The 20,265-nt window shown below is 71.3% G+C and carries 17 protein-coding genes; all 17 read right to left on the bottom strand.

From position 1 onward, the window contains the following. The coding region (locus ETO60_RS00005) for a tetratricopeptide repeat protein (protein WP_130001627.1) at positions 1-1,306 on the bottom strand (1,306 nt) is incomplete at its 3' end. 41 nt (positions 1,307-1,347) lie between these two features. Continuing rightward, the gene (gene ftsZ / locus ETO60_RS00010) at positions 1,348-2,940 is read right to left on the bottom strand and encodes a cell division protein FtsZ (RefSeq protein WP_130001629.1); all 1,593 of its coding nucleotides are present in this window, start codon (positions 2,938-2,940) and stop codon (positions 1,348-1,350) included. A 145-nt stretch (positions 2,941-3,085) separates the two neighbouring features. Next, a complete protein-coding gene (ftsA, locus tag ETO60_RS00015) occupies positions 3,086-4,369 on the bottom strand; it encodes a cell division protein FtsA (protein WP_130001631.1) in 1,284 nt (427 codons plus the stop codon). Positions 4,370-4,374: 5 nt separating this feature from the next. Then, positions 4,375-5,310 carry a cell division protein FtsQ/DivIB gene (locus tag ETO60_RS00020; RefSeq protein WP_130001633.1) on the bottom strand — a complete coding sequence of 312 codons (936 nt, stop codon included), beginning with the start codon at positions 5,308-5,310 and terminating at the stop codon, positions 4,375-4,377. Continuing rightward, complete coding sequence (locus tag ETO60_RS00025) at positions 5,297-6,295, bottom strand: D-alanine--D-alanine ligase (RefSeq protein WP_130001635.1); 999 nt, start codon at positions 6,293-6,295, stop codon at positions 5,297-5,299. Before ETO60_RS00025 ends, ETO60_RS00020 begins: the two co-directional genes overlap by 14 nt. Continuing rightward, positions 6,265-7,233, bottom strand: coding sequence for a UDP-N-acetylmuramate dehydrogenase (gene murB, locus ETO60_RS00030; RefSeq protein WP_130001637.1), 969 nt, complete (start codon positions 7,231-7,233; stop codon positions 6,265-6,267). The genes ETO60_RS00025 and murB overlap by 31 nt, the downstream gene beginning before the upstream one ends. Continuing rightward, positions 7,230-8,675 (bottom strand): UDP-N-acetylmuramate--L-alanine ligase, encoded by a 1,446-nt coding sequence (gene murC / locus ETO60_RS00035; protein ID WP_130001639.1) that lies wholly within the window; start codon positions 8,673-8,675, stop codon positions 7,230-7,232. The genes murB and murC overlap by 4 nt, the downstream gene beginning before the upstream one ends. Continuing rightward, on the bottom strand, positions 8,672-9,874 hold the full coding sequence (gene murG, locus ETO60_RS00040; protein WP_130001640.1) for an undecaprenyldiphospho-muramoylpentapeptide beta-N-acetylglucosaminyltransferase: 1,203 nt from the start codon (positions 9,872-9,874) through the stop codon (positions 8,672-8,674). The genes murC and murG overlap by 4 nt, the downstream gene beginning before the upstream one ends. Then, positions 9,871-11,154: an FtsW/RodA/SpoVE family cell cycle protein gene (locus tag ETO60_RS00045; protein WP_234026229.1), complete on the bottom strand. Its 1,284-nt coding sequence runs from the start codon at positions 11,152-11,154 to the stop codon at positions 9,871-9,873. The genes murG and ETO60_RS00045 overlap by 4 nt, the downstream gene beginning before the upstream one ends. Continuing rightward, the gene (murD, locus tag ETO60_RS00050; protein WP_130001642.1) at positions 11,151-12,494 is read right to left on the bottom strand and encodes a UDP-N-acetylmuramoyl-L-alanine--D-glutamate ligase; all 1,344 of its coding nucleotides are present in this window, start codon (positions 12,492-12,494) and stop codon (positions 11,151-11,153) included. Before murD ends, ETO60_RS00045 begins: the two co-directional genes overlap by 4 nt. Continuing rightward, positions 12,491-13,561, bottom strand: coding sequence for a phospho-N-acetylmuramoyl-pentapeptide-transferase (gene mraY / locus ETO60_RS00055; protein WP_130001644.1), 1,071 nt, complete (start codon positions 13,559-13,561; stop codon positions 12,491-12,493). Before mraY ends, murD begins: the two co-directional genes overlap by 4 nt. After that, the gene (locus ETO60_RS00060) at positions 13,562-15,019 is read right to left on the bottom strand and encodes a UDP-N-acetylmuramoyl-tripeptide--D-alanyl-D-alanine ligase (RefSeq protein WP_130001646.1); all 1,458 of its coding nucleotides are present in this window, start codon (positions 15,017-15,019) and stop codon (positions 13,562-13,564) included. After that, positions 15,016-16,503, bottom strand: a complete 1,488-nt coding sequence (locus ETO60_RS00065; RefSeq protein WP_130001648.1) for a UDP-N-acetylmuramoyl-L-alanyl-D-glutamate--2,6-diaminopimelate ligase — start codon at positions 16,501-16,503, stop codon at positions 15,016-15,018. The genes ETO60_RS00060 and ETO60_RS00065 overlap by 4 nt, the downstream gene beginning before the upstream one ends. Further along, entirely contained in the window at positions 16,500-18,221 is a 1,722-nt protein-coding gene (locus ETO60_RS00070) for a peptidoglycan D,D-transpeptidase FtsI family protein (protein ID WP_199798801.1), read from the bottom strand. The genes ETO60_RS00065 and ETO60_RS00070 overlap by 4 nt, the downstream gene beginning before the upstream one ends. After that, entirely contained in the window at positions 18,218-18,817 is a 600-nt protein-coding gene (locus tag ETO60_RS00075) for a hypothetical protein (protein ID WP_130001650.1), read from the bottom strand. The genes ETO60_RS00070 and ETO60_RS00075 overlap by 4 nt, the downstream gene beginning before the upstream one ends. Then, on the bottom strand, positions 18,814-19,770 hold the full coding sequence (rsmH, locus tag ETO60_RS00080) for a 16S rRNA (cytosine(1402)-N(4))-methyltransferase RsmH (RefSeq protein WP_130001652.1): 957 nt from the start codon (positions 19,768-19,770) through the stop codon (positions 18,814-18,816). The genes ETO60_RS00075 and rsmH overlap by 4 nt, the downstream gene beginning before the upstream one ends. Next, the gene (locus ETO60_RS00085) at positions 19,767-20,261 is read right to left on the bottom strand and encodes a division/cell wall cluster transcriptional repressor MraZ (protein ID WP_130001653.1); all 495 of its coding nucleotides are present in this window, start codon (positions 20,259-20,261) and stop codon (positions 19,767-19,769) included. Before ETO60_RS00085 ends, rsmH begins: the two co-directional genes overlap by 4 nt. Positions 20,262-20,265 lie beyond the last annotated feature (4 nt).

Below are 20,265 nucleotides of genomic sequence, written 5' to 3' on the forward strand. Positions count from 1 at the left end.
CCGGCGCCGGTCGCGGTTCGGGCCGGGCGTCGCGCGGCACCTGCAACCGCGACACGTCGACGGCCCCCGGCTCGACCGCCGCCGTGCGCGTGGCGCTGAACTGGGCGAACAGCTCGGCAAAGGCAGGCGCGCTCGTCGCAGGCTGCGGCGCAGGAGCGGAGGTGGCCGCCACCGGCACCTCCAGCCGCAGCGCAGGCGCCGCCGGTTCTGCCGGCGCCGCGGGAAGCTGAAGCCGCGGCGCAGGTTCGGCCGGCACAGCTGCGGGCGCCGGCACAGCTGCGGGCGCAGATGCTGGCGACGAGGCGGCCGCGCTCGACGCCGCCACGTTCGCGGAAGGCGCGGCTGCACCCCGTGCGCCCGGCCCCCGTACCGAAGTCACGCGGGCGCCGCGGCTGGCGGGCGCGGCCGGCGGAACGGAGGCGCCGAGCGGCGGTCCCGCCGGCGCGAGGCGGGAAGACTCCCGCGCCGGTTCGGCGGGACGAGCGGCGAGAGCGGGCGCCGCTGTGCCGGCGTTCTCGGGGAACACGCCGAGATGCACCGCCGCGACCTGCTGGGTCGAGGTCAGCCGGCCAAGCTGTCCCAGATACGGGACGAGAGCATCGGCAAGTCCGGCGGGCATCACCTGGCGCGCCAGATCGACGGCTTCGCGCTCCCGCGCGAGGATCGCCAGCCCGAACGCCCGCACCCTGTAGGCATGGACGTCCCGCGCCTCGAGCAGCGGCAGCAAGGTGGCCTCGAACCCGGCCCGGTCGCCGGTCACCGCCTGGCTGATCGCCAGCTTCTCCCGCACGCGCGGATCGTCGCCCCGCGCGAGGGCGAGACGGTACTGCTGCTGCGCAGAGACGTGGTCGCCGACGAGATCGAACGCCAGGCCGCGCTCCGCGGCGAAGAGCGCGACCTGCGCCCCGCCCTGCTCCGCCTCGTGGAACAGGCGCAACGCCTCGACCGGGCGACGCTGGAACACCTGCACGGCGGCAAGACCCAGCTTGACCCGCGGGTCGCCGGGGGCGAGCGCCTCGGCCCGGCCGTAGAAGGCCACGGCCGCATTGATGTCCTCGAGCTTCAGCGAGGCGTTCCCCGCCTCGATGAGCGCCGCAACGCTGCGCGGTTCGGCCGCCAGCCGCTGCAGCGCCCGGCGCAGGTCATCGGCCGCGCGGGGTGGAAGCGGCTGCACGATCTCCCGCTGCGCCTGCGCCGGCGCCGCGTCCAGCATCGCCAGGGGCAGGCCCAGCAGCAGCGCCGCGCCGCGAAGCAACCGGCCGCGGCACCGTGCGCCGGGCAGCGGAGTGCAGGATGAGCCTCGCATGCCGTCAGCCTACCGAGCGTGGTTGAACCCCGCCTGACCGCCTACTGGTTGTTCTGCCGGCCAAGAAAGCGGGGGATGTTGAGCGTCGGACCGGCCTCGTCGTCCTCGTCATCCTCGTCGGTCTTGCTGCCGCGGGACAGATTGGCCATCCGCTCGAACAGGGTCGATCCTGTCGCCGCGCCGGCGCGCGAGCCGCGGCCCGTTCCCGCGTCGTCGCCCGCCTCCGCCGCGCTGCGCCGGCGCCCTTGCGGCTTGGTCTGCAGCAGGCTGGCGGGCGGCTCGAGCGGAGCCGTGTCGTCGACGAAGCTGTCGCCAAGCTCCAGCGGCTCCTCGTCGCGCACCTGCCGGCCGCCGGCCGCCAGGCGCCCGCCGGCCGCCTGCTCCCGGTCCGGCCGCTCGGCGCGCTCCTCGGCCTCGCCTCGCCGCAGTCCGGCCAGCGGATCGACAATGCCGTCCACGTCCTCAAAGGCCTCGTCGTCACCGCTTTCGTCGAACGCATCGCCATAGGCGACGGCGACCGGCTCCTGCGGGGCAGAAGCCGGCGCGGCCGCGACGGGCGCGCGCGGCGCAGCGCCCTCGTCGCGCGCCGGATCCAGCGCCGGCCGGCGCGGCGGGCGGGCGTCGGCCAGCACGAACGGCTTGGGCTCCGCCTCCGCCGGCGCTGCCGCGCTGCTGTCGATGCCGGTCGCGACGACCGACACGCGGATGCGTCCCTGAAGCTCGGGATTGAAGGCCGATCCCCAGATGATGTTCGCATCCTCGTCGACGAGGTCGCGGATGTGGTTGGCCGCTTCGTCGACTTCGAGAAGCTTCATGTCCTCGCCGCCGATGATGGAGATGATAACGCCCTTGGCTCCGGCCATCGACACGCCGTCGAGCAGCGGGTTGGCGATGGCCTTTTCCGCCGCCTCCAGCGCGCGGTTTTCGCCCTCGCCCTCGCCGGTGCCCATCATGGCCTTGCCCATCTCCTGCATCACCGACCGCACGTCGGCGAAGTCGAGGTTGATGAGGCCCGGCATGACCATCAGGTCGGTGATCGAGCGCACGCCCTGCTGCAGCACCTCGTCGGCGAGCTGGAACGCCTCCTTGAAGGTGGTGTCGGGTTTGGCGACGAGGAAAAGGTTCTGGTTCGGAATCACGATCAGCGTGTCGACATGCTTCTGCAGTTCGGCGATGCCCGCTTCGGCAGCGCGCATCCGCCGCGTGCCTTCGAACTGGAACGGCTTGGTCACCACGCCCACCGTCAGCACGCCCTTGCGCCGGGCCGCTTCGGCGATGACCGGGGCCGCCCCGGTTCCGGTGCCGCCACCCATGCCCGCAGCGATGAACACCATGTTGACGCCGTCCAGCGCCTCCTCGATCTCGCGCGCGGTCTCCTCGGCTGCCGCCTTGCCCACTTCCGGCCTCGCGCCTGCGCCCAGACCCCCGGTGATGGTCGGGCCGAGCTGAATCCGGTGTTCGGCGGTGGAATTGCTCAGCGCCTGCGCATCGGTGTTCGCCACGATGAAATCCACGCCCTCGATCTGCGCGGCCATCATGTTGGCGATGGCGTTTCCGCCCGCACCGCCCACGCCCACGACCATGATCTTGGGGCGCAGTTCGTCGGACGGAGCAGGGCCGATATTGATGCTCATAGCATGGTTCCTCGATTCATCGCTCGTGCGGGACCCGGCGCATCCGGGTGGCGGAGGACTGCGCCTGGCACGAGAGTGGGCTGGTCGGCGGGTGGGTTAGCACGGCAGGGGACAACGACGCAAAACCTCCGTGGTGAAAAAATCGTCAGAAATAGGCCCGCACCGCCCTCAGCAGCCGTTCGAAGGCGCTGCCCTTCCGGGGGTCGGCGGCGGCCTGCGCGGCGTGACCGGCCGCGCGGATGTCGTGCGGCGGATCCGCGGCATACAGGCACAGCCCCGCAAGCACGGTGAAGCCGGGGCCGGCATGCGCCGCCGGCAGGCCCGGCAAGGCGGGCGGGCGGCCGATGCGCACCGGCCGGGCAAGCGCCCCCTGCACATAGTCGGCGATGCCCGCCAGTTCGGCGCCGCCGCCGGTCAGGACGACCTTGCCGGCGCGTGCGTGGCCGAAGCCGAGTTCGCGCAGGGCGTCGCCAAGCGCCGCGGTGAGCTGTGCCAGCTGATCGGTGACCACGGTCACGAGCTCGGCGCGCGGCACCCGGTTGCGGTCGTCGGCGCCGCGCACCGTCACCTCGTCCGCGTCCTCGTCGGTGGGGCTGAACACGCACACCATCTCCTTGTGGTCGGAAGGAGTGGCGATGGCGGACCCGGAGACGCATTTCAGCCGCTCGGCGTGCTTGCGCCGGATGCCGAAGTGCGATGCCACGGCGTCGGTGATCCCTCCGGCGCCAAAGGGGATGGCCCGCATGCCGAGGATCATTCCGGCCGCATGCACCGACACGTTGGTCACATCCGCGCCCAGCTCGACCAGCGCCACGCCCAGCTCGCGTTCCTCGCGGGTGAGGCACGCGGCGCTGGCGGCCAGCGGGGAGGCCACCACCTCTTCGACATCGAGATGCGCATGCTGCACCGCCTCGATCAGATTGCGCACCGGCGGTCCGTCGGCCAGCATGACATGCACGTCCACGCCGAGCGTTTCGGCGTGCAGGCCGCGCGGTTCGGCCACCCCGTGCGCGCCGTCCAGCGTGTAGTGCGCCGGCTGCGCATGGAGCACCGTGCGGCCTTCGGGCTGGATGTGCAGCCGCGCAGCGTAGAGCAGGCTGTCGATGTCCTCCTCCTCGACCCGGCGGCCGCCGATCTCGATGTCGACCCGCTCGATGCGGCTGTGCAGGCCGGCCGCGCTGCACCCGACCCACACGCGGCCGACCGCCACCTGCGCCTCGCGTTCGGCCCGCTCCACCGCGTCGCGCACGGCGAAGCTGGCGCCGTGGATCTGCGTCACGTAGCCGCGCCGCACGCCCTGGCTGGCGCGATGGCTGGAGCCGAGCACGGTGAGCGCGCCGGACTCGTCCTGCCCGACGATCATCGCCGAAGTGCGGAACGAGCCGATGTCCACGGCGGCAAAGGTCTTGCTGACGCGGGTGTCGCCCATGAGTGTCAGCGCGTCTCCGCCCGTCGGGTGCCGCTGCGCGTGTCCAGCTCGGCCAGCCGGGCATCGCTGCGGCCGGGGACGCGCATGTACATGCGGTCCGGCGCGCGCATGTCGAACCAGCTCACCTCGCCGCCCAGCAGACGGTTCGTGCCGTCGAGCCGGGCAAAGGTGACCAGCGCCGCCGCGGCGGTGACCTCGTCCTGCGGCAGAGCCAGCACCTGCCCGGTGTCGAAGTGCAGATCCCAGCGGCGGTTGCCGATCCAGTGCGCTTCGCGGACCCGGCCCTTGAGCGCCGGAGCGGCATCGAGCAGGTGCTCGAGCTCGCCGACCTGCCGCGCCGCGCCCGCGCCCGCGACCCGCAGCAGCTCCGGCATGGCCGCCGGGTCGACCGGCTCCAGCGTCTCCCCGGTCGCATCGATCAGAACCGTTCCTTGCGCAGTCCGCAGTACGGCGTGGGGCTGCCGCTCCACCACGTCGATGACGAGCATGTCGGGCAGCTGGCGCGACACGCGCGCATCGGCCACCCACGGCAGGGCAAGCAGATCCTCGCGCAGGGCGGCGGCGTCGAAGCCGGCCATCGACTGTTCCCGCTCCGCCAGCGCGCGCCGGTAGATGAGCTGTTCGTCCATCCGCTCGACCCCGGTGACCGCGACCCTGTTCACCCGGTAGCCGGCATCGGCGGCAATCTGCGCCAGCCGTTCGCCGGCGAGTGCGGGCAGACCAGCCAGACTGGCGACGAACCATGCCAGCATGGCCGCCATGGCCAGGATGAGCACGACCAGCAGCGCATGCAGCCGCTCGGCGGAGATCGGCAGCACGGCGAGCACGCTGTCAAGTGTGGAATGGGTGCGTGCTCGCATCGCGCGCGCGGCGCCCGCCCGGCTGCGCGCCGCGGCAGCGCGGCGCACGCCCTTGGCGCCGCCCCGGCTAACCGTCGCCATCGGAAACTTTCCCGAAGCGCGTCAGCGCATCGGCGACGATCAGTTCCACGAGCTCGGCGTAGCTGATGCCGCAGCTGCGGGCCTGCTCGGGCACGAGGCTCAGCGGCGTCATGCCCGGCTGGGTGTTGATCTCCAGCACGTAGAGGCCGCTTTCGCCCAGTTCCTCGTCCCAGCGCAGATCGGTGCGGGTCGCCCCGTGGCAGCCCAGCGCCCGGTGCGCCGTCAGTGCATGCTCCATGCACAGGGCGGCGATGTGCGGCGGAATCTCGGCCGGGCAGACGTGCTCGGTCAGACCGTCCGTGTACTTCGCGTCGAAATCGTAGAAGCCGCTCTTGGGCCGCAGCTCGGTGACGCCCAGCGCCCGCGGTCCTCCCGCCTGCGCCAGCACCGCCACGGTCAGCTCGCGCCCCTTGATGTAGGGTTCGGCCAGCAGTTCGGCGAATTCCTGCCACGGTCCGGTGGCCTCGCGGCGAATGGGATTACCGTAATCCGACGCATCGGTGACGATGGCCACGCCGACCGACGACCCTTCGTTCACCGGCTTGAGCACGTAGGGGCGGGGCAGCGGATCGGCGGTGTGAATGTCCTCGCTGCGCACCACCCGGCCGCCGGGCATCGGGACACCGTGCGGGATCAGCGCCTGCTTCGTCAGCTGCTTGTCGATCGCGATCACCGACGTCGCCAGCCCCGAATGGGTGTAGGGCAGCCCCATGAGGTCGAGCAGCCCCTGCACTGTGCCATCCTCCCCCGGCACACCATGCAGGGCGTTGAACACCACGTCCGGCGCCGCCGCCGCAAGCCGGGCGGGAACATCGCGGTCCATGTCGATCCGCGTCACCCGGTGTCCGCAGTCTTCCAGCGCGTCCGCCACGCCCTCGCCGCTCATCAGCGACACCGGCCGCTCGCTCGACCAGCCTCCCATCAGAACGGCAACATGAAGCTTCGCCAGACCGCTCACGGACGCCCCACCCGCTGAATCTCCCATTGCAGATCAACACCCGTGCGGGCGCGCACCCGGTCGCGCACGAGTTCACCCAGCCCTTCTATCTGCGCGCTGGTGGCGGTGCCAGTGTTGATCAGGAAATTGGCATGTTTCTCGCTGACCTGCGCGTCACCGAGGCGCAGGCCGCGGCACCCGGCAGCATCGACGAGGCGCCATGCCTTGTGGCCGGGAGGGTTCTTGAAGGTCGACCCGCCCGTCCGGGTGCGCAGCGGCTGCGTCGCCTCGCGCGCCGCGGCGATCCGGTCCATCTCGGCGGCGATCGCCTCGGGGTCGCCGGCCGTGCCGCGGAACCGGGCGCCGACGACCACCGCCCCTTCGGGCAGGTCCGAATGGCGGTAGGTGAAGCCAAGCTCGCAGGCGCCGAGCCGCAGACACGCGCCGTCGGGCATGATGACGTCGCAGTCGTGCAGGATGTCGGCCACTTCGCGGCCGTAGGCTCCGCCGTTCATCCGCACGAACCCGCCCACGGTGCCCGGAATGCCGCGCAGGAATTCCAGACCCGCAAGGCCGGCGTCGCGAGCCCCGGATGCAACGCGGATGCCCGAAGCGCCCCCGCCGCAGGCGAGCAGCCCCCCCTCCTCCACCGTCACCCCGGCGAAGGCCTTGCCCAGCCGGATGACGACGCCCGGGACGCCGCCGTCGCGCACGATGAGGTTGGACCCCAGCCCGAGCGCCATCACCGGCAGCCGGCCGTCGAGCCAGCGCATGAATGCCTGAAGGTCGTCGCGGTCCTCCGGCTCGAACAGCCAGTCCGCCGCACCGCCGCTCTTGAACCAGGTCAGCTTCGCCAGCGGCGCGTTCTGGATCAGCGCGCCGCGGACCGGAGCCTCGGACAGCAGCGCCGGCGGACGATCGTCGCACCCGCCGTCCGGCGCATGGCTGCCGTCGAAGTGCGGCCAGTCTTCGGGCTGGTCACTCATGCGGCGCGCTCCTCCCGGGCACGCTGAAGATCGCGCGGGAGAGCCGCCGCCCAGCGGGTGATGTCACCGGCCCCGAGGCACACGACATGGTCGCCGGCCTGAACCGCGGATGCGAGGACGTCGACCAGTTCGGCGTAGTCGCGCACGGCCACCGCCGCGCGGTGACCTTGCTCGCGCAGGCCCTCGGCCAGCGCCTCGGCGTCGATCCCCGGCACCGGCTCCTCGCCGGCGGGATAGACCGGCGTGACAAAGACCATGTCCGCATCGGTGAACGCCGCCTTGAACTCCTCGAACAGGTCGCGCAGCCGCGTGAAGCGGTGAGGCTGCGCCACGGCGAGGACGCGGCCGGGCACCGCGCCGACCGAAGCCGCCTCGCGCGCGGCGGCGAGCACCGCCCGGATTTCGACCGGATGGTGCGCATAGTCGTCGATGATGGCGACCTCGCCATCCCCGGCCGTCACTGCGCCGACGCGGGTGAAGCGTCGCTTCACGCCCACGAACCGCGCCAGAGCCGCACGGATGACATCCGCCTCACAGCCCAGCTCCAGCGCCACCGCGATCGCCGCCAGCGCGTTCTGCACATTGTGCCGGCCCGGCATGGGCAGATGGATGTCGGCGATGCGCGTGGTGGCCCCGTCGCGGGCGCGGTGGACCACATCGAAGTCGTTGCCGCCCGCCCGGGCGCGCACCTGCTCTCCGCGCACATCCGCTTGCGCCGCAAATCCGTAGGTGACGACGCGCCGGTCGCGGATGCGCGGGATGATTCGCTGCACCTCGGGGTGATCGAGGCACAGCACCGCCGCCCCGTAGAACGGCACGTTGTGGATGAACTCGACAAAGGCGTCGCGCACCGCCTCGAACGAGCCGTAATGGTCGAGATGCTCGGGATCGATGTTGGTGACCACGGCGATCTGCCCGTCGAGGCGCAGGAAGCTGCCGTCGCTCTCGTCGGCTTCGACGACCATCCAGTCGCTCGCGCCCAGGCGAGCGTTGGAGCCGTACTGGTTGATGATCCCGCCGTTGATGACCGTGGGATCGATCCCGCCCGCGTCCAGCAGCGCCGCGACCATGCTGGTGGTGGTGGTCTTGCCGTGGGTGCCGGCGACGGCCACCGTGCGCTTGAGCCGCATCAGCTCGGCCAGCATCTCCGCGCGCCGGACCACCGGGATGCGCCGGTCCAGCGCGGCGACGACTTCCGGGTTGCTGCGCTTGACCGCGGTGGAGGTCACGACCACCCCCGCATCGCCGAGATTGGCGGCTTCGTGGCCGATGGCGACGTTGATGCCGCGTTCGCGCAGACGCTCGACCGTGGCGCTCTCCGCCGCGTCCGAACCCTGCACCGCATAGCCCAGATTGTGCATCACCTCGGCGATGCCCGACATGCCGATGCCGCCGATGCCGACGAAATGGATGGTCCCGATGCTGGTGTCGACGCCCCTCATCGCCCGCGCTCCCGCCCGTTGATGCCGGCCGCGGCACCGCGCGGTCCTGCGGTGGCGGCCTTGCCCTGCCGGTCGTGGACGCGGATCACGTCCATCAGTCCGGCGCCGCCGCACTGCTCGACAAGATCGGCCAGGTCGCGAGCCGCGTAGGGGCGGCCACAGTTCCACGCCGCATGGGCGGCGTTCGCCAGCCCGTCGGGACGCTCGGCCAGCACCTTGATCTGCCGCGCCAATTCCTTGGGCTGGAAGGCGTGCTCGCGGATCGCCCGCGCTCCGCCCGCCGCGACAAGCTCCCGCGTGTTGGCGGCCTGATGATCGTCGGTGGCGATGGCGAGCGGCACGAGGATGGCGGGCCGGCCGACCACCGACAGCTCGGCAATGGTGGAGGCGCCCGCCCGGCCGATGAACAGATGGGCATCGGCCAGCCGGGCCGCCATGTCCGTGAAGTAGGTGCCCAGCTCCGCGGGAATGCCGTGTTCCCGATAGCGGGCGCGCACGGTCTCCAGATCCTCGGGCCGGCACTGCTGCGTGACCTGAAGCCGCTGCCGCAGGGCGGGCGGCAGCATCGCCAGCCCGTCCGCGACCACGGCGGAAAGGATGCGCGCACCCTGGCTGCCACCCGTGACCAGCACCCGCAGCAGCCCCTCGTCCGTCGGCCGGGGATAAGGCTCGCCGCGCAGGTCGAGAAGCTCGGCCCGGACGGGATTGCCGACGAGATGCACCTTGCGCCGGGCCGCAGCGGGGATCCGGTCAACCTGCTCGAAGGCGGTGGCGATGGCATCGACCCGCCGGGCGAGCAGCCGGTTCACCCGTCCCAGTACGGCGTTCTGTTCGTGCAGCACCGTCGGGATCCCGGCGCTGCGGGCCGCGAGCAGGGTCGGCAGCGACGGATAGCCGCCGAACCCGACCACCGCGCTCGGCTGGAAGCTGTCGAACAGCCGCAGCGCCATGCCCCGTCCGCGCAGCACCGCCAGCACTCCTCCCGGCCAGTGCAGCGGATTGCCGCCGAACCGGCCGGCGGGAATCACATGGGTCGTGAGCGCGTCCGGCCGTCCCGGAATGGCGGCGCCGCGCTGATCGGTGATGAGCGCGACGTGGTGGCCACGCCGTTCAAGCTCCACCGCCAAGGCGAAGGCCGGCAGCAGATGGCCACCGGTCCCGCCTGCGGCGAGAACGTAGTGCCGGGTCGGTCCGGTCATCGGTCGGCGTCCCGGTGGATGGAGGCGACGGCCGCGAGTCGGCGCGGCGGCGTGGTTACGCGGCTGTCCAGTCCGAACAGCCGGGCGAGACCCGGCGTCGTACGCGACAGGTGCGGATTGCGCCGCGAGATGCTGAGCAGCAGCCCGACCGTGAGGCAGATCGCGATCGTCGACGACCCGCCATAGCTGACCAGCGGAAGCGTCATCCCCTTTGACGGAAACAGCTTGAGATTGACGAGAATGTTGATGAACGCCTGCCCGCCGAGCACGGCGGTGAGCCCGGTGGAGGCGAGCATGGTGAACAGATCGTCGGCGTCGAAGGCGCGCATCAGCGCGCGCAGCACGATGACGAGATACAGCACCACCACCATCGCGCAGATGAGCAGGCCGAACTCCTCGCCGATGACGGAGAAGATGTAGTCGGTGTGCGCCTCGGGCAGCGACAGCTTGCGCGTGCCGAGCCAGAAGCCGGTGCCCGTCCAGCCGCCGGCAAGCAGCGTGCGCCAGGCGAGATCGACCTGGTCATAGGCGGAGCCGCCGCCCAGGAACGCGTCGATGCGGCTGCGCGCATTGTCGTAGAAGACGTAGGCGGCGAGCAGCAGTCCGGCGCCGGCGGCGAGCAGCACGCCCAGCCGCGCCAGCGGCACGCCCGCCAGCAGCAGCAGCACGCCGCAGACGCCGGCGAAGATGACCGCGCTGCCCAGATCCGGCTGCATCATCAGCAGCGCGATGACGACCGCTGTGAACGCCATCGTCGCCTGAATGACGGGGAGATCCGTTTCGCGCAGGCGCCACGACAGCACCCACGCCAGCGCGACTGCGAAGGCCGGCTTCAGGAACTCCGACGGCTGGAAGCGGATGCCGAAGTTGAGCCACCGGTGCGCGCCGTTCACCTCGACGCCGATGAGGGGCACGAGCAGCAGGCAGACGCTCATCACTCCTGCCATCAAGACGGCGATGCGGCGCGCACTGGTGCGGGGGAGAAGCGACACCAGCAGCAGGGTGCCAAGCCCGAGCGTTTGCCACACGAGGTGTTGCCAGAAGAAGTGGAGGTCGGACAACGCAACGTCGCTCGTGGACAGGCGGCGGGCCGAGGCCGGGGACGCCGCCGCGACGGCAACCGTTCCGATGCCCATCAGCAGCAGGACGAGCAGCAGCAGCGGACGATCGATCTCGCGCCACCAGATCCGCAGCTCCGCCTTCAGCCGGTCCGCCGGGGACGCCGCCCGGCTGTCCCCGCGCGCGCCCGGTGTTCTGCCGTTCACGCCCGCCATGCTCATGCGCCGGCTTCCCGACCGGCCGCCCTTGAATCCTGAGCCGCCGCATCACCGACAAGCGCGGCGAATGTGCGGCCGCGCTCCTCGAAGTCAGCGAACTGGTCGAAACTCGCGCAGGCGGGTGACAACAGCACCACGTCCCCCTTTGTCGCCGCCGCGGCGGCCCGACGAACTGCTTCGGCCAAGGTGCCGCATTCCTCCACATTCGTCCTGTCGGCCAGCATCGCGGCGAAGGACGGACCCGCCTCGCCGATGGTATAGGCGACCGCGACATGCGCGGTCCAGTCGGCAAGCGGCCCCAACCCCGCCTCCTTCGCCTGCCCGCCCACGATCCAGTGGACGATCGGCCTTCCGTCCTGCGGCGGAAAGGCCGCCAGGGCCAGCGCCGCGGAGGCAGGATTGGTCGCCTTGCTGTCGTTCACGAAGGCGACGCCGTGGCGGGTTGCGATGTGTTGCAGCCGGTGCGGCAGGCCGGCGAAGGTCTGCAACCCGTGCATCAGCGCGTCCTCGCCTGCGCCCAGCGCATTGCAGACCGCGATGGCGGCGGCCGCGTTCTGCGCGTTGTGCGGTCCCTGCAGGGCCGGCCATCTCCGCTGGTCAAGCCCGGGCACCGCCGGGATGGTCCGGACGTCCCGCCCTTCGTCCCGAAGCGTGTCGGCCAGCGCGCGGCTCGGCAGATCGGACGTGCCGACCACCGCCACCTGCCCCGGCTGCTGCATGGCGAACAGCCTTGCCTTGGCCGCGGCATAGGCGTCGAAATCGGGATAGCGGTCGAGGTGATCGGGCGTCACGTTGAGCAGCACGGCCACGTCGCAGGCCAGCGTGCGGGTGAGGTCGATCTGGAAGCTCGAGAGTTCGAGCACATAGACCCCGCCGTCGGGCAGCGGCTCCTGCGCGAGGATCGGCAGACCGATGTTACCCCCCATGGTCGCCGACACGCCTGCAGTCACGAGGAGGTGATGGACGAGCGCGGTGGTGGTCGACTTGCCATTGGTGCCGGTGATGCCCACCACCCGGTGCCGGGGCAGGCCTGCGCGCGCGCCGGCGAACAGCTCCACGTCGCCCACCACCGGAACGCCGCAGGCGCGGGCGTGCCGCGCGATCGGGTGGCGGTTCAGCGGGACGCCGGGGCTGACGACGATTCCGGCGGCTCCGGTCAGGTCGCAGGCGAGCGGATCGGCGATGGCGGCGCGTCCGGCGAAGGGCGCGCGGGCCTGCGGATCGTCGTCCCACACCAGCAGATCGGCCCCGGCCGTCAGCAGCGCCTCGGCCGTGGCGCGGCCCGATCGGGCGAGACCGAACACCACATAGCGCTGGCCGGCCCAGGCGGTGCTGGTGATCACCGCAGCTTGAGGGTCGACAGACCGATAAGCGCGAGCACGATGGCGACGATCCAGAAGCGGATGACCACGGTCGACTCGCTCCAGCCGAGCTGCTCGAAATGATGGTGGACGGGGGCCATGCGGAACACCCGTCGCCCGGTCCGCTTGAACCAGAACACCTGCACGATCACCGAAAGCGCCTCGAACACGAACAGCCCGCCGACGATCGCCAGCACCACTTCGTGATGGCTGGCCACGGCGATCGCCCCCAGCGCGCCTCCGAGCGCCAGACTGCCCGTGTCGCCCATGAACACCGCGGCAGGCGGTGCGTTGAACCACAGGAAGGCCAGCCCCGCTCCCATGATGGCCGCGCAGAAGATCGCCAGCTCGCCCGCCCCGCGCACATGGGGGATGCCGAGATAGGTCGAGTAGTCGACCCGCCCGACGAGGTAGGCGATGATGGCGAAGGTGCCCGCCGCGATGATGACCGGCATGATCGCCAGCCCGTCGAGCCCGTCGGTGAGGTTGACCGCATTGCCCGCACCGACGATCACCACGGCGGCGAAGACGTAGTAGAACGGGCCGAGCGGGATCGACACGCCCGGCAGGAACGGCACGTAGAGGTCCGTGCTGATCTGGCTGACGATGATCCACGCCGCCAGCCCCGCAACCACGAATTCCAGCATCAGCCGGACGCGTCCCGACACGCCGCGGTGGCTATGCTTCGTCACCTTGTCGAAATCGTCGAGAAAGCCGATGATGCCGAAGCCGCCGGTGACCGCCAGCACCGCCCAGATGAACGGGTTGCGCAGGTCCATCCACAGCAGCACGCCGAGCATCAGCGACACGAGGATCATCAGCCCGCCCATGGTGGGCGTGCCGCGCTTGTTGAGGTGGGATTGTGGCCCGTCGACGCGGATGGGCTGCCCCCGCCCCTGCCTCACGCGCAGCATGGAGATGAAGCGCGGTCCGATGAGGAGACCGATCAGCAGGGCCGTCAGCAGCGTCGCGCCCGCCCGGAAGGTCTGGTAGCGGACGAGGTTCAGGATGCCTTCGAAGTTCAGCCACTCGGCAAGAAGGAACAGCATTCACCCCGTCCGGTGCAGGAGTTCGTCGACCAGTCGCGCAAGCTGCATGGAATTGGAACCCTTGACCAGCACTGCATCCCCTCCGATCAGACCGTAGGCGCCAATATGCGCGATCGCGTCTGCAACCGTGGCGAAGTGCACGCAGTCGGGCTTGCCGCCGGCTGACTGGATCCCGCTGCTGCGCAGCTCCCGCGCCAGCGCCTGCATCTCATCGCCAACGAGCACCACATGGTCAAGTCCCGCGCTCTTGACCGCCTCGGCCAGCCCGGCATGGAAGCGTTCGGAGAAGTCGCCCAGCTCCTTCATGCTTCCCAGCACCGCGATCCGGCGACCGGCCGGCGTCTGCCCCAGTTGCGCCAGCGTGGCCCGCATGGAGGCCGGATTGGCGTTGTAGCTCTCGTCGATTACGAGAGCCTTGCCCCCCGCCGCGGGCACCCGGTGGCGCGCCCCCCGTCCCTTCAGCCCGCCCATCTCCGCCAGCGCCAGCCCGGCAGCGCCGGCGTCGCCGCCGACGGCCAGCACCGCCGCCATCACGGCCAGCGCGTTCATCGCCCAGTGCTCACCCGGTTCGGCCACGGAGAACACGAGCCGCCCTCCCGAATGCTCCACCGTGACGAGCGAACCGCCGTTCGCGGCCGCGATCCGGTCGACCAGCCGCATGTCGGCACCGGGGGAGGCCCCGAACGACACGATCCGGATGCCGTACGCCCGCGCCGCCTCGGCAAGCTGAGGGAAATAGGGAGAGTCCGCCGGGATCACGGCTACACCGCCCGGTTCGACGCCGTTGAAGATCTCGGCCTTGGCGGCGGCGATCGCCTCCATCGAACCCAGGTTCTCGATGTGCGCGGGCGCGATGGCGGTGATGACCGCGACATGCGGGCGCACCTGACGAGTCAGCGCGTCAATTTCGCCGGCGTGATTCATGCCCATCTCGAACACGCCGAACGAGGTGCGGGCGCTCATCCGGGCGAGCGACAGCGGCACCCCCACGTGATTGTTGTAGGAGCGCACGGAGCGGTGGGCCCGGCCGCGGCTTCCCCGCTCCAGCGCGACGAACAGCGCCTCCTTGACGCCGGTCTTGCCGACCGAGCCGGTCACGCCGACGATGGTCGCGCGCGACCGGCGGCGCGCGTGCGCGGCGAGGTCGTGCAGCGCCTGCCGCGTGTCCTGGACAAGGATGTGCGGATGATCGACCGGCCGCGAGACCAGCGCCGCCCGCGCGCCACGCGCCATGGCCGCGTCGACGAAGGCGTGGCCGTCCGCCTGCTCGCCCGGCAGGGCGATGAACAGGTCCCCGTCGCGCACGTCGCGGCTGTCGATCTCGACACCCGAGACGCAGAAATCCTCGCTCGCCGTTCCGCCGGTCGCCGCGGCGAGTTCGGCCGCGGTCCAGAGCGCCGCCGCCGCCGCTCCGTCGGGCCGGGACGGCCAGCGGGAGAGAGCCGGGATGGACGTCATGTCATGTCTCCTTGCGCCGCGCAGTCGCGCGCGACCAGCACGTCGTCGAAGGGAAGCACGCGCACGTGTTCGTCCCGCCCGACGATCTGTCCCTGTTCGTGCCCCTTGCCGGCGATCAGCACGATGTCCTTCGGCCCCGCCATGGCGACGGCCGCGGCGATCGCCTCCCGCCGGTCGCCGCGCTCGATGACCTCAGGGCCGCCGTCCTGCCGCGGGATGCCGGCCAGCACGGCCGCACGGATGGCCGCCGGATCCTCGCCCCGGGGATTGTCGTCGGTGACGATCACGACGTCGGCGGCGGCGGCAGCGGCGCCCATCTCGGCCCGCTTGCCCTGGTCCCGATCGCCCCCGGCGCCGAAGACGATCAGCAGACGGCCCCCGACATGCGGCCGCAGCGCGTCTAGCGCGGCGGTGATCGCTTCGGGCGCGTGGGCGTAGTCGATGTAGATCGGCGTGCCGCGACGCGAGATCGCCGCCCGCTCGAGCCGCCCGCGCACCGGCTGTAGCCGGGCCAGACCGTCGAAGGCGTGACGGACCGGGACGCCGGTGACGATCGCCAACCCCGCCGCCACCAGCGCATTCGCCGCCTGATAGGCGCCGATCAGCGGCAGCGACAGTGTCTGGCGTTCGCCGGCGCATTCCACCACCAGCTGCTGGCCCAGCTGCGACGTAGCGTGGGTGACGAGGCGAAGGTCCGCGTCCGCGTGCCCGCCGACGCTGAACACCTGCCCGCCGCGGCGGCGCACCGCGTCCGCCACGCGCGTGTTCCATGCGCTGCCGTCATGCCAGACGACCGCCGGGGCGCCGGCGGGCAGCAGCTCGGTGAACAGGCGAAGCTTGGCCGCGAAATAGTCCTCCATGGTGCCGTGGTAGTCGAGGTGGTCGCGGCTGAAGTTGGTGAATGCCGCCGCGCTCAGGGCGACGCCTTCGCTGCGGTGCTGCGCGAGGCCGTGGCTCGAGGCTTCGAAGGCGACGTGGGTGACGCCTTCGCGGGCAAGCCCCGCCATGTTGGCCAGGAAGGTCACGATGTCGGGCGTGGTCAGCCCGGTCGACAGGCTGCCGTCCGGCGTCGTCACGCCCAGCGTGCCGATCGAGGCGGCCCGATGCCCCGCCATGCGCCACAGCTGGCGGGTCATCTCGACGGTCGATGTCTTGCCGTTGGTCCCGGTCACGGCGACGATCGTGTCGGGAACAGGCCGGAAGAAGGCGGCAGCGAGCGTTGCGAACAGGGCGCGGGGCTCGTCGGCCGCGATGTGCACGGCGCCTTCCACCCTCACCGACGGACGCGCGACCACCGCCACGGCGCCGGCGGCGATAGCCGCGTCGATGAACGCTTCGCCGTTGAAGCGGCTGCCCGGAAAGGCGCCGAACACGGTGCCGGGGGCGACCTTGCGATGATCGATCGCGAAGCCGGTCACGCGGACGTCCGGCGACGGCACCGCCGTTTCATGGCCCGCACGTTCGAGGAGGGCAGTCAGCCTCACCGCTGCGCCTCGGGCACGAGCGGGACGAGATCGCTGATGTCGACGTCGCGCGTCTCGTCCGGGCGCACGCCGAGGATCGGGCCGATGCGGGGCACCAGCCGCCCGACGATCGGCGCCGCGTTCCAGGCGGCGGTGCGCTGGTACGAGCTGGCGACCGTGCCGCGCGGTTCGTCCAGCATCGCGATGACGACATAGCGCGGCCGGTCCATCGGGAAGGCGGCGGCAAAGGTGGAGACGATGGCGCTGCGCTGGTATCCGCCGGCCCCCGGCTTCTCCGCCGAACCGGTCTTGCCCCCGACGCGATAGCCGGGAGCATCGGCGTTGCGCCCGGTGCCGAACCGCGAGGTCATGCGCAGGAGCTGCCGCATGCGCGAACTGGTCGACTCCTTGAACACGCGCCGCCCCTGCGGCACCTCGCCGGGCGCCAGCTTGTGCATGGTTGCCGGCCGCCAGATGCCACCGTTCACCATGGCGGCGTAGGCGCTGGCGAGGTGCAGCGGGGTCACCGCCACGCCGTGACCGAACCCGATGGTCATGTTCTGGAGCCGCGGCCAGTTGTCGCCGGGCCAGATCGGATAGCCGCGGGCCGGCAGCTCGATGGCGGGCCGCTGGTTCATGCCGAGATCGATCATCGTCTGCCTCAGCCGGGCCGGCCCCAGCTCGTCCGCCACCCGCGCCGTCACGGTGTTGGAGGAATGCATGAGCATCTGCGGGATGTTGAGCGTGCTGCCGAGCGGGTGGCTGTCGTTGATGGTGAAGCGACCGACGCGCACCGGGGTCGCGTCCCAGCGGGCACCGAAATCCCGCACCACGCCGGCGTCGATGGCCGCCGCGATGGTCAGCGGCTTGAACGTCGACCCCAGCTCATAGACCTGGTTCGTCACCCGGTTGAACATCAGCTGGGCGCCGACCGCGTCCAGCCGGTTGGGATTGAATTCAGGCATGGAGGCGAGCGCCAGCACCTCGCCGGTGTCCACATCCAGCACGATGCCGGCGGCGCCCTGCGCGGCGACGAGCTTCATTCCGCGCTCCAGCTCGTCCTCCAGTGCGCCTTGGACGCGCATGTCGATGGACAACGGCACGGGTGTCGCCCGCCGCGCCGGGTCGCGCAGCCGCGCATCCAGCACCTGCTCCATCCCCAGCCGGCCATGGCCGTCCGCGCCGACATAGCCGAGCACGTGCGCGGCCAACGTGCCCTGCGGATAGTGACGGTCCATCTCGCGCGGGGTTTCGAGCGCGATTTCGCCCAGATCGTGCACACGGTTGGCATCTTCCGGAAGGATCCGCCGGCGCAGGTAACCGGCGCGGCCGGCGGCCAGCTGCGCCCGCAGGCGCTCTTCGTCGAGATCCGGGAAGATGGCATGCAGACGAGCGGCCACGCGCACGGGCGTGTCGACCAGCGGCGACTGTCCCTCGCCCATGGCGTCCGGATTGAACCACAGGGAATAGGCCGGAAAGGCGCGCGCCAGCGGCACGCCGTTGCGGTCGGTGATTTCGCCGCGGGCCGGAAGGAGGGCCTGGGCCAGCGGCGTGCCGGTGGCCGCTCCGGCATCCGCGCCGACGAACACCAGGCGCACCAGCGCCACGAAGGCGACGAACATGAAGAACGCCGCCACCAGCAGCAGCCGCTGCCGCGCGCGCGCAAGGCTCTCGCGCCGGATGTTCACCAGCTGGACGCGCCCCGAGCCGAGCGCGCGATCGAGGGTCAGCGCATTCACGGGCCGCTCCGCACCAGCCGGGTGCCGTAGGCTGCCGCCGTGCCAGTTCCTGCGGTCAGCCGCCGGGCAAGCCGGGCCGCGTCGGACCCGCCTTGTTCGGCGCGGCCCGCTTCCTCGTCGCTCTCGTCGGAGGTGGCGAGCAGGGCCACGGCCCGATGGAACTGCTGGCGGCCACGCTGCACCGCGTCGCTGTCCAGCGCGCGGGCAAGTTCCGTCAGGGCGCCGGAACTCATCTCGACATGACCGCCCCTCGCCAGCCGGATCGGTGACGGGGCACCGCGCGCGGGATCGGCACCCAGGGCCGCGAGCTGCGTGCCGTCGTCGATGAACTGGTCGCCGGAGGGCGCCCGGAAGCCGAACTCCACCTCGTTCCACTCGGCCAGCTGGCGCTGGCTCGAGCGGGTCTCGAACTCGGTTTCGAGCAGCAGGCGATCCTGCTCGACCTGCACGATCCGCCGCTCGAGCCAGTGCACCTCGCTGCGCACCGCGTTGACCCGGAGGGTGAGCGCGACGGCTGCGACCGCGGCCACCAGCACGAGGGCGGTGCGGGCGGCGCGGCCAAGGGTCGGCAGTGCGGCGATGCGGATCGTGGTCATGCCATCTCCTGCATTGACGGTGCGGGTTCGCGGGGCGGATGGGCGGTTCTCGCGGCGTGGCGCAGGACTGCCGACCGGGCGCGCGGGTTCCCCTCCACCTCGGCGTCAGAGGGGCGGATCGGGCGGCTGACGTTTCGGAACACCGGCGCGGGGGGCGATTGCTCCGGCAGGTGACGCGACACGGCGCTCCGGGCACTGGCCTCGCGCAGGAAGGTCTTGACGATGCGATCCTCGAGACTGTGGAAACTCACCACCGCCAGCCGGCCGTTCTCGCGCAGCAGCCATTCCGCCGCCTGCAGACCGGCCTTCAGCTCGTCCAGCTCTCCGTTGACGTGGATCCGGATCGCCTGGAACGTGCGGGTCGCCGGATCCTTCCCGGCACCGGCTCGGTGGCCCAGCGCCCGGCGCACGACCCGTGCCAGCTCGCCGGTCGTGCGCAGCGGCCGGGCGGCCACGATGGCGCGCGTCACCCGCTGCGACTGCCGTTCCTCGCCGTAGCGGTAGAGCACGTCGGCAATCGTCTCGGGCGCAGCGTCGTTGAGGAAGTCGGCCGCCGACAGGCCCGTCTGGCTCATCCGCATGTCGAGCGGGCCGTCGAGGGCGAAGGCGAAGCCGCGCTTGGCCTGGTCGAGCTGCATCGACGAGACACCGATGTCCATGACCACACCGTCGACGGCGCGCACGCCGCAGGCCTCGAGCGCCGCGACCATTTCGGAGAACCGGCGGTGGTGCAGCACCAGCCGCGCATCCGGCCCCTGCGCCTCGGTCCAGGTCGCGCCGCTGGCGATCGCGTCCGGGTCGCGGTCGAAACCGTGCACGCGCGCGCCCCGGTCGAGCAGCGCACGGGTGTACCCGCCGGCCCCGAATGTCGCGTCGACGACCACGTCGCCGGGCCGGGGATCAAGCGCGGCCATGACCTCGTCGAGGAGAACGGGAACATGCGCCGCGGTCATTGGCGCCGTCCCCGCGACGCGCCTGCATCCGCAACAAGGCTGGCGCAGGCTGCCTTGGCTGCGTCCCACTCGGCGCCCATGCTGTCGAGCACGGCAGGGTTCCACATCGTGAAGAAACGTCCGGCGCCCTGAAAATACAGGCCCTCGCCAATGGCGGCCAGAGTCCGCAGGTGATCGGGCATGACGAAGCGTCCGCTGTCGTCGAACGGCACCTCGGTGAAGGCAAACAGCTGCGAGGCGCGCAGATCGCGATCGTAGTCGCGGCCGAGCCGGGTGTTCAGCTCCTCCTCCCGGTCGAGCTGCGCTTCCAGCTCGTCCTTCCGCGACAGGCCGAAGCCGATGAGGCAGTTCCACCGCTCATGCTTGGCGAGGCACAGCACGCGCCCGTCGCTCGAGTCGCGGACGGCCTTGCGGAACAGCGGCGGCAGCACGAAGCGGCCCTTGTCGCCGGCGGGCGAGTACGCTTGGCCACTGTACCCTGCGAATGCCACTTCC

The sequence above is a fragment of the Qipengyuania thermophila genome, from assembly GCF_004153605.1.
Lineage (GTDB): Bacteria > Pseudomonadota > Alphaproteobacteria > Sphingomonadales > Sphingomonadaceae > Qipengyuania_B > Qipengyuania_B thermophila.

Excerpts from the sequence above, each read along its gene's own strand:
- murG (WP_130001640.1), bottom strand. The coding sequence starts at position 9,874 with ATGACCGGACCGACCCGGCACTACGTTCTCGCCGCAGGCGGGACCGGT.
- ETO60_RS00060 (WP_130001646.1), bottom strand. The coding sequence starts at position 15,019 with ATGACGTCCATCCCGGCTCTCTCCCGCTGGCCGTCCCGGCCCGACGGA.
- ETO60_RS00020 (WP_130001633.1), bottom strand. The coding sequence starts at position 5,310 with ATGGCGACGGTTAGCCGGGGCGGCGCCAAGGGCGTGCGCCGCGCTGCC.
- ETO60_RS00045 (WP_234026229.1), bottom strand. The coding sequence starts at position 11,154 with ATGAGCATGGCGGGCGTGAACGGCAGAACACCGGGCGCGCGCGGGGAC.
- rsmH (WP_130001652.1), bottom strand. The coding sequence starts at position 19,770 with ATGACCGCGGCGCATGTTCCCGTTCTCCTCGACGAGGTCATGGCCGCG.
- murB (WP_130001637.1), bottom strand. The coding sequence starts at position 7,233 with ATGAGTGACCAGCCCGAAGACTGGCCGCACTTCGACGGCAGCCATGCG.
- ETO60_RS00075 (WP_130001650.1), bottom strand. The coding sequence starts at position 18,817 with ATGACCACGATCCGCATCGCCGCACTGCCGACCCTTGGCCGCGCCGCC.
- murC (WP_130001639.1), bottom strand. The coding sequence starts at position 8,675 with ATGAGGGGCGTCGACACCAGCATCGGGACCATCCATTTCGTCGGCATC.
- ftsA (WP_130001631.1), bottom strand. The coding sequence starts at position 4,369 with ATGGGCGACACCCGCGTCAGCAAGACCTTTGCCGCCGTGGACATCGGC.
- ftsZ (WP_130001629.1), bottom strand. The coding sequence starts at position 2,940 with ATGAGCATCAATATCGGCCCTGCTCCGTCCGACGAACTGCGCCCCAAG.
- ETO60_RS00025 (WP_130001635.1), bottom strand. The coding sequence starts at position 6,295 with ATGGGAGATTCAGCGGGTGGGGCGTCCGTGAGCGGTCTGGCGAAGCTT.
- mraY (WP_130001644.1), bottom strand. The coding sequence starts at position 13,561 with ATGCTGTTCCTTCTTGCCGAGTGGCTGAACTTCGAAGGCATCCTGAAC.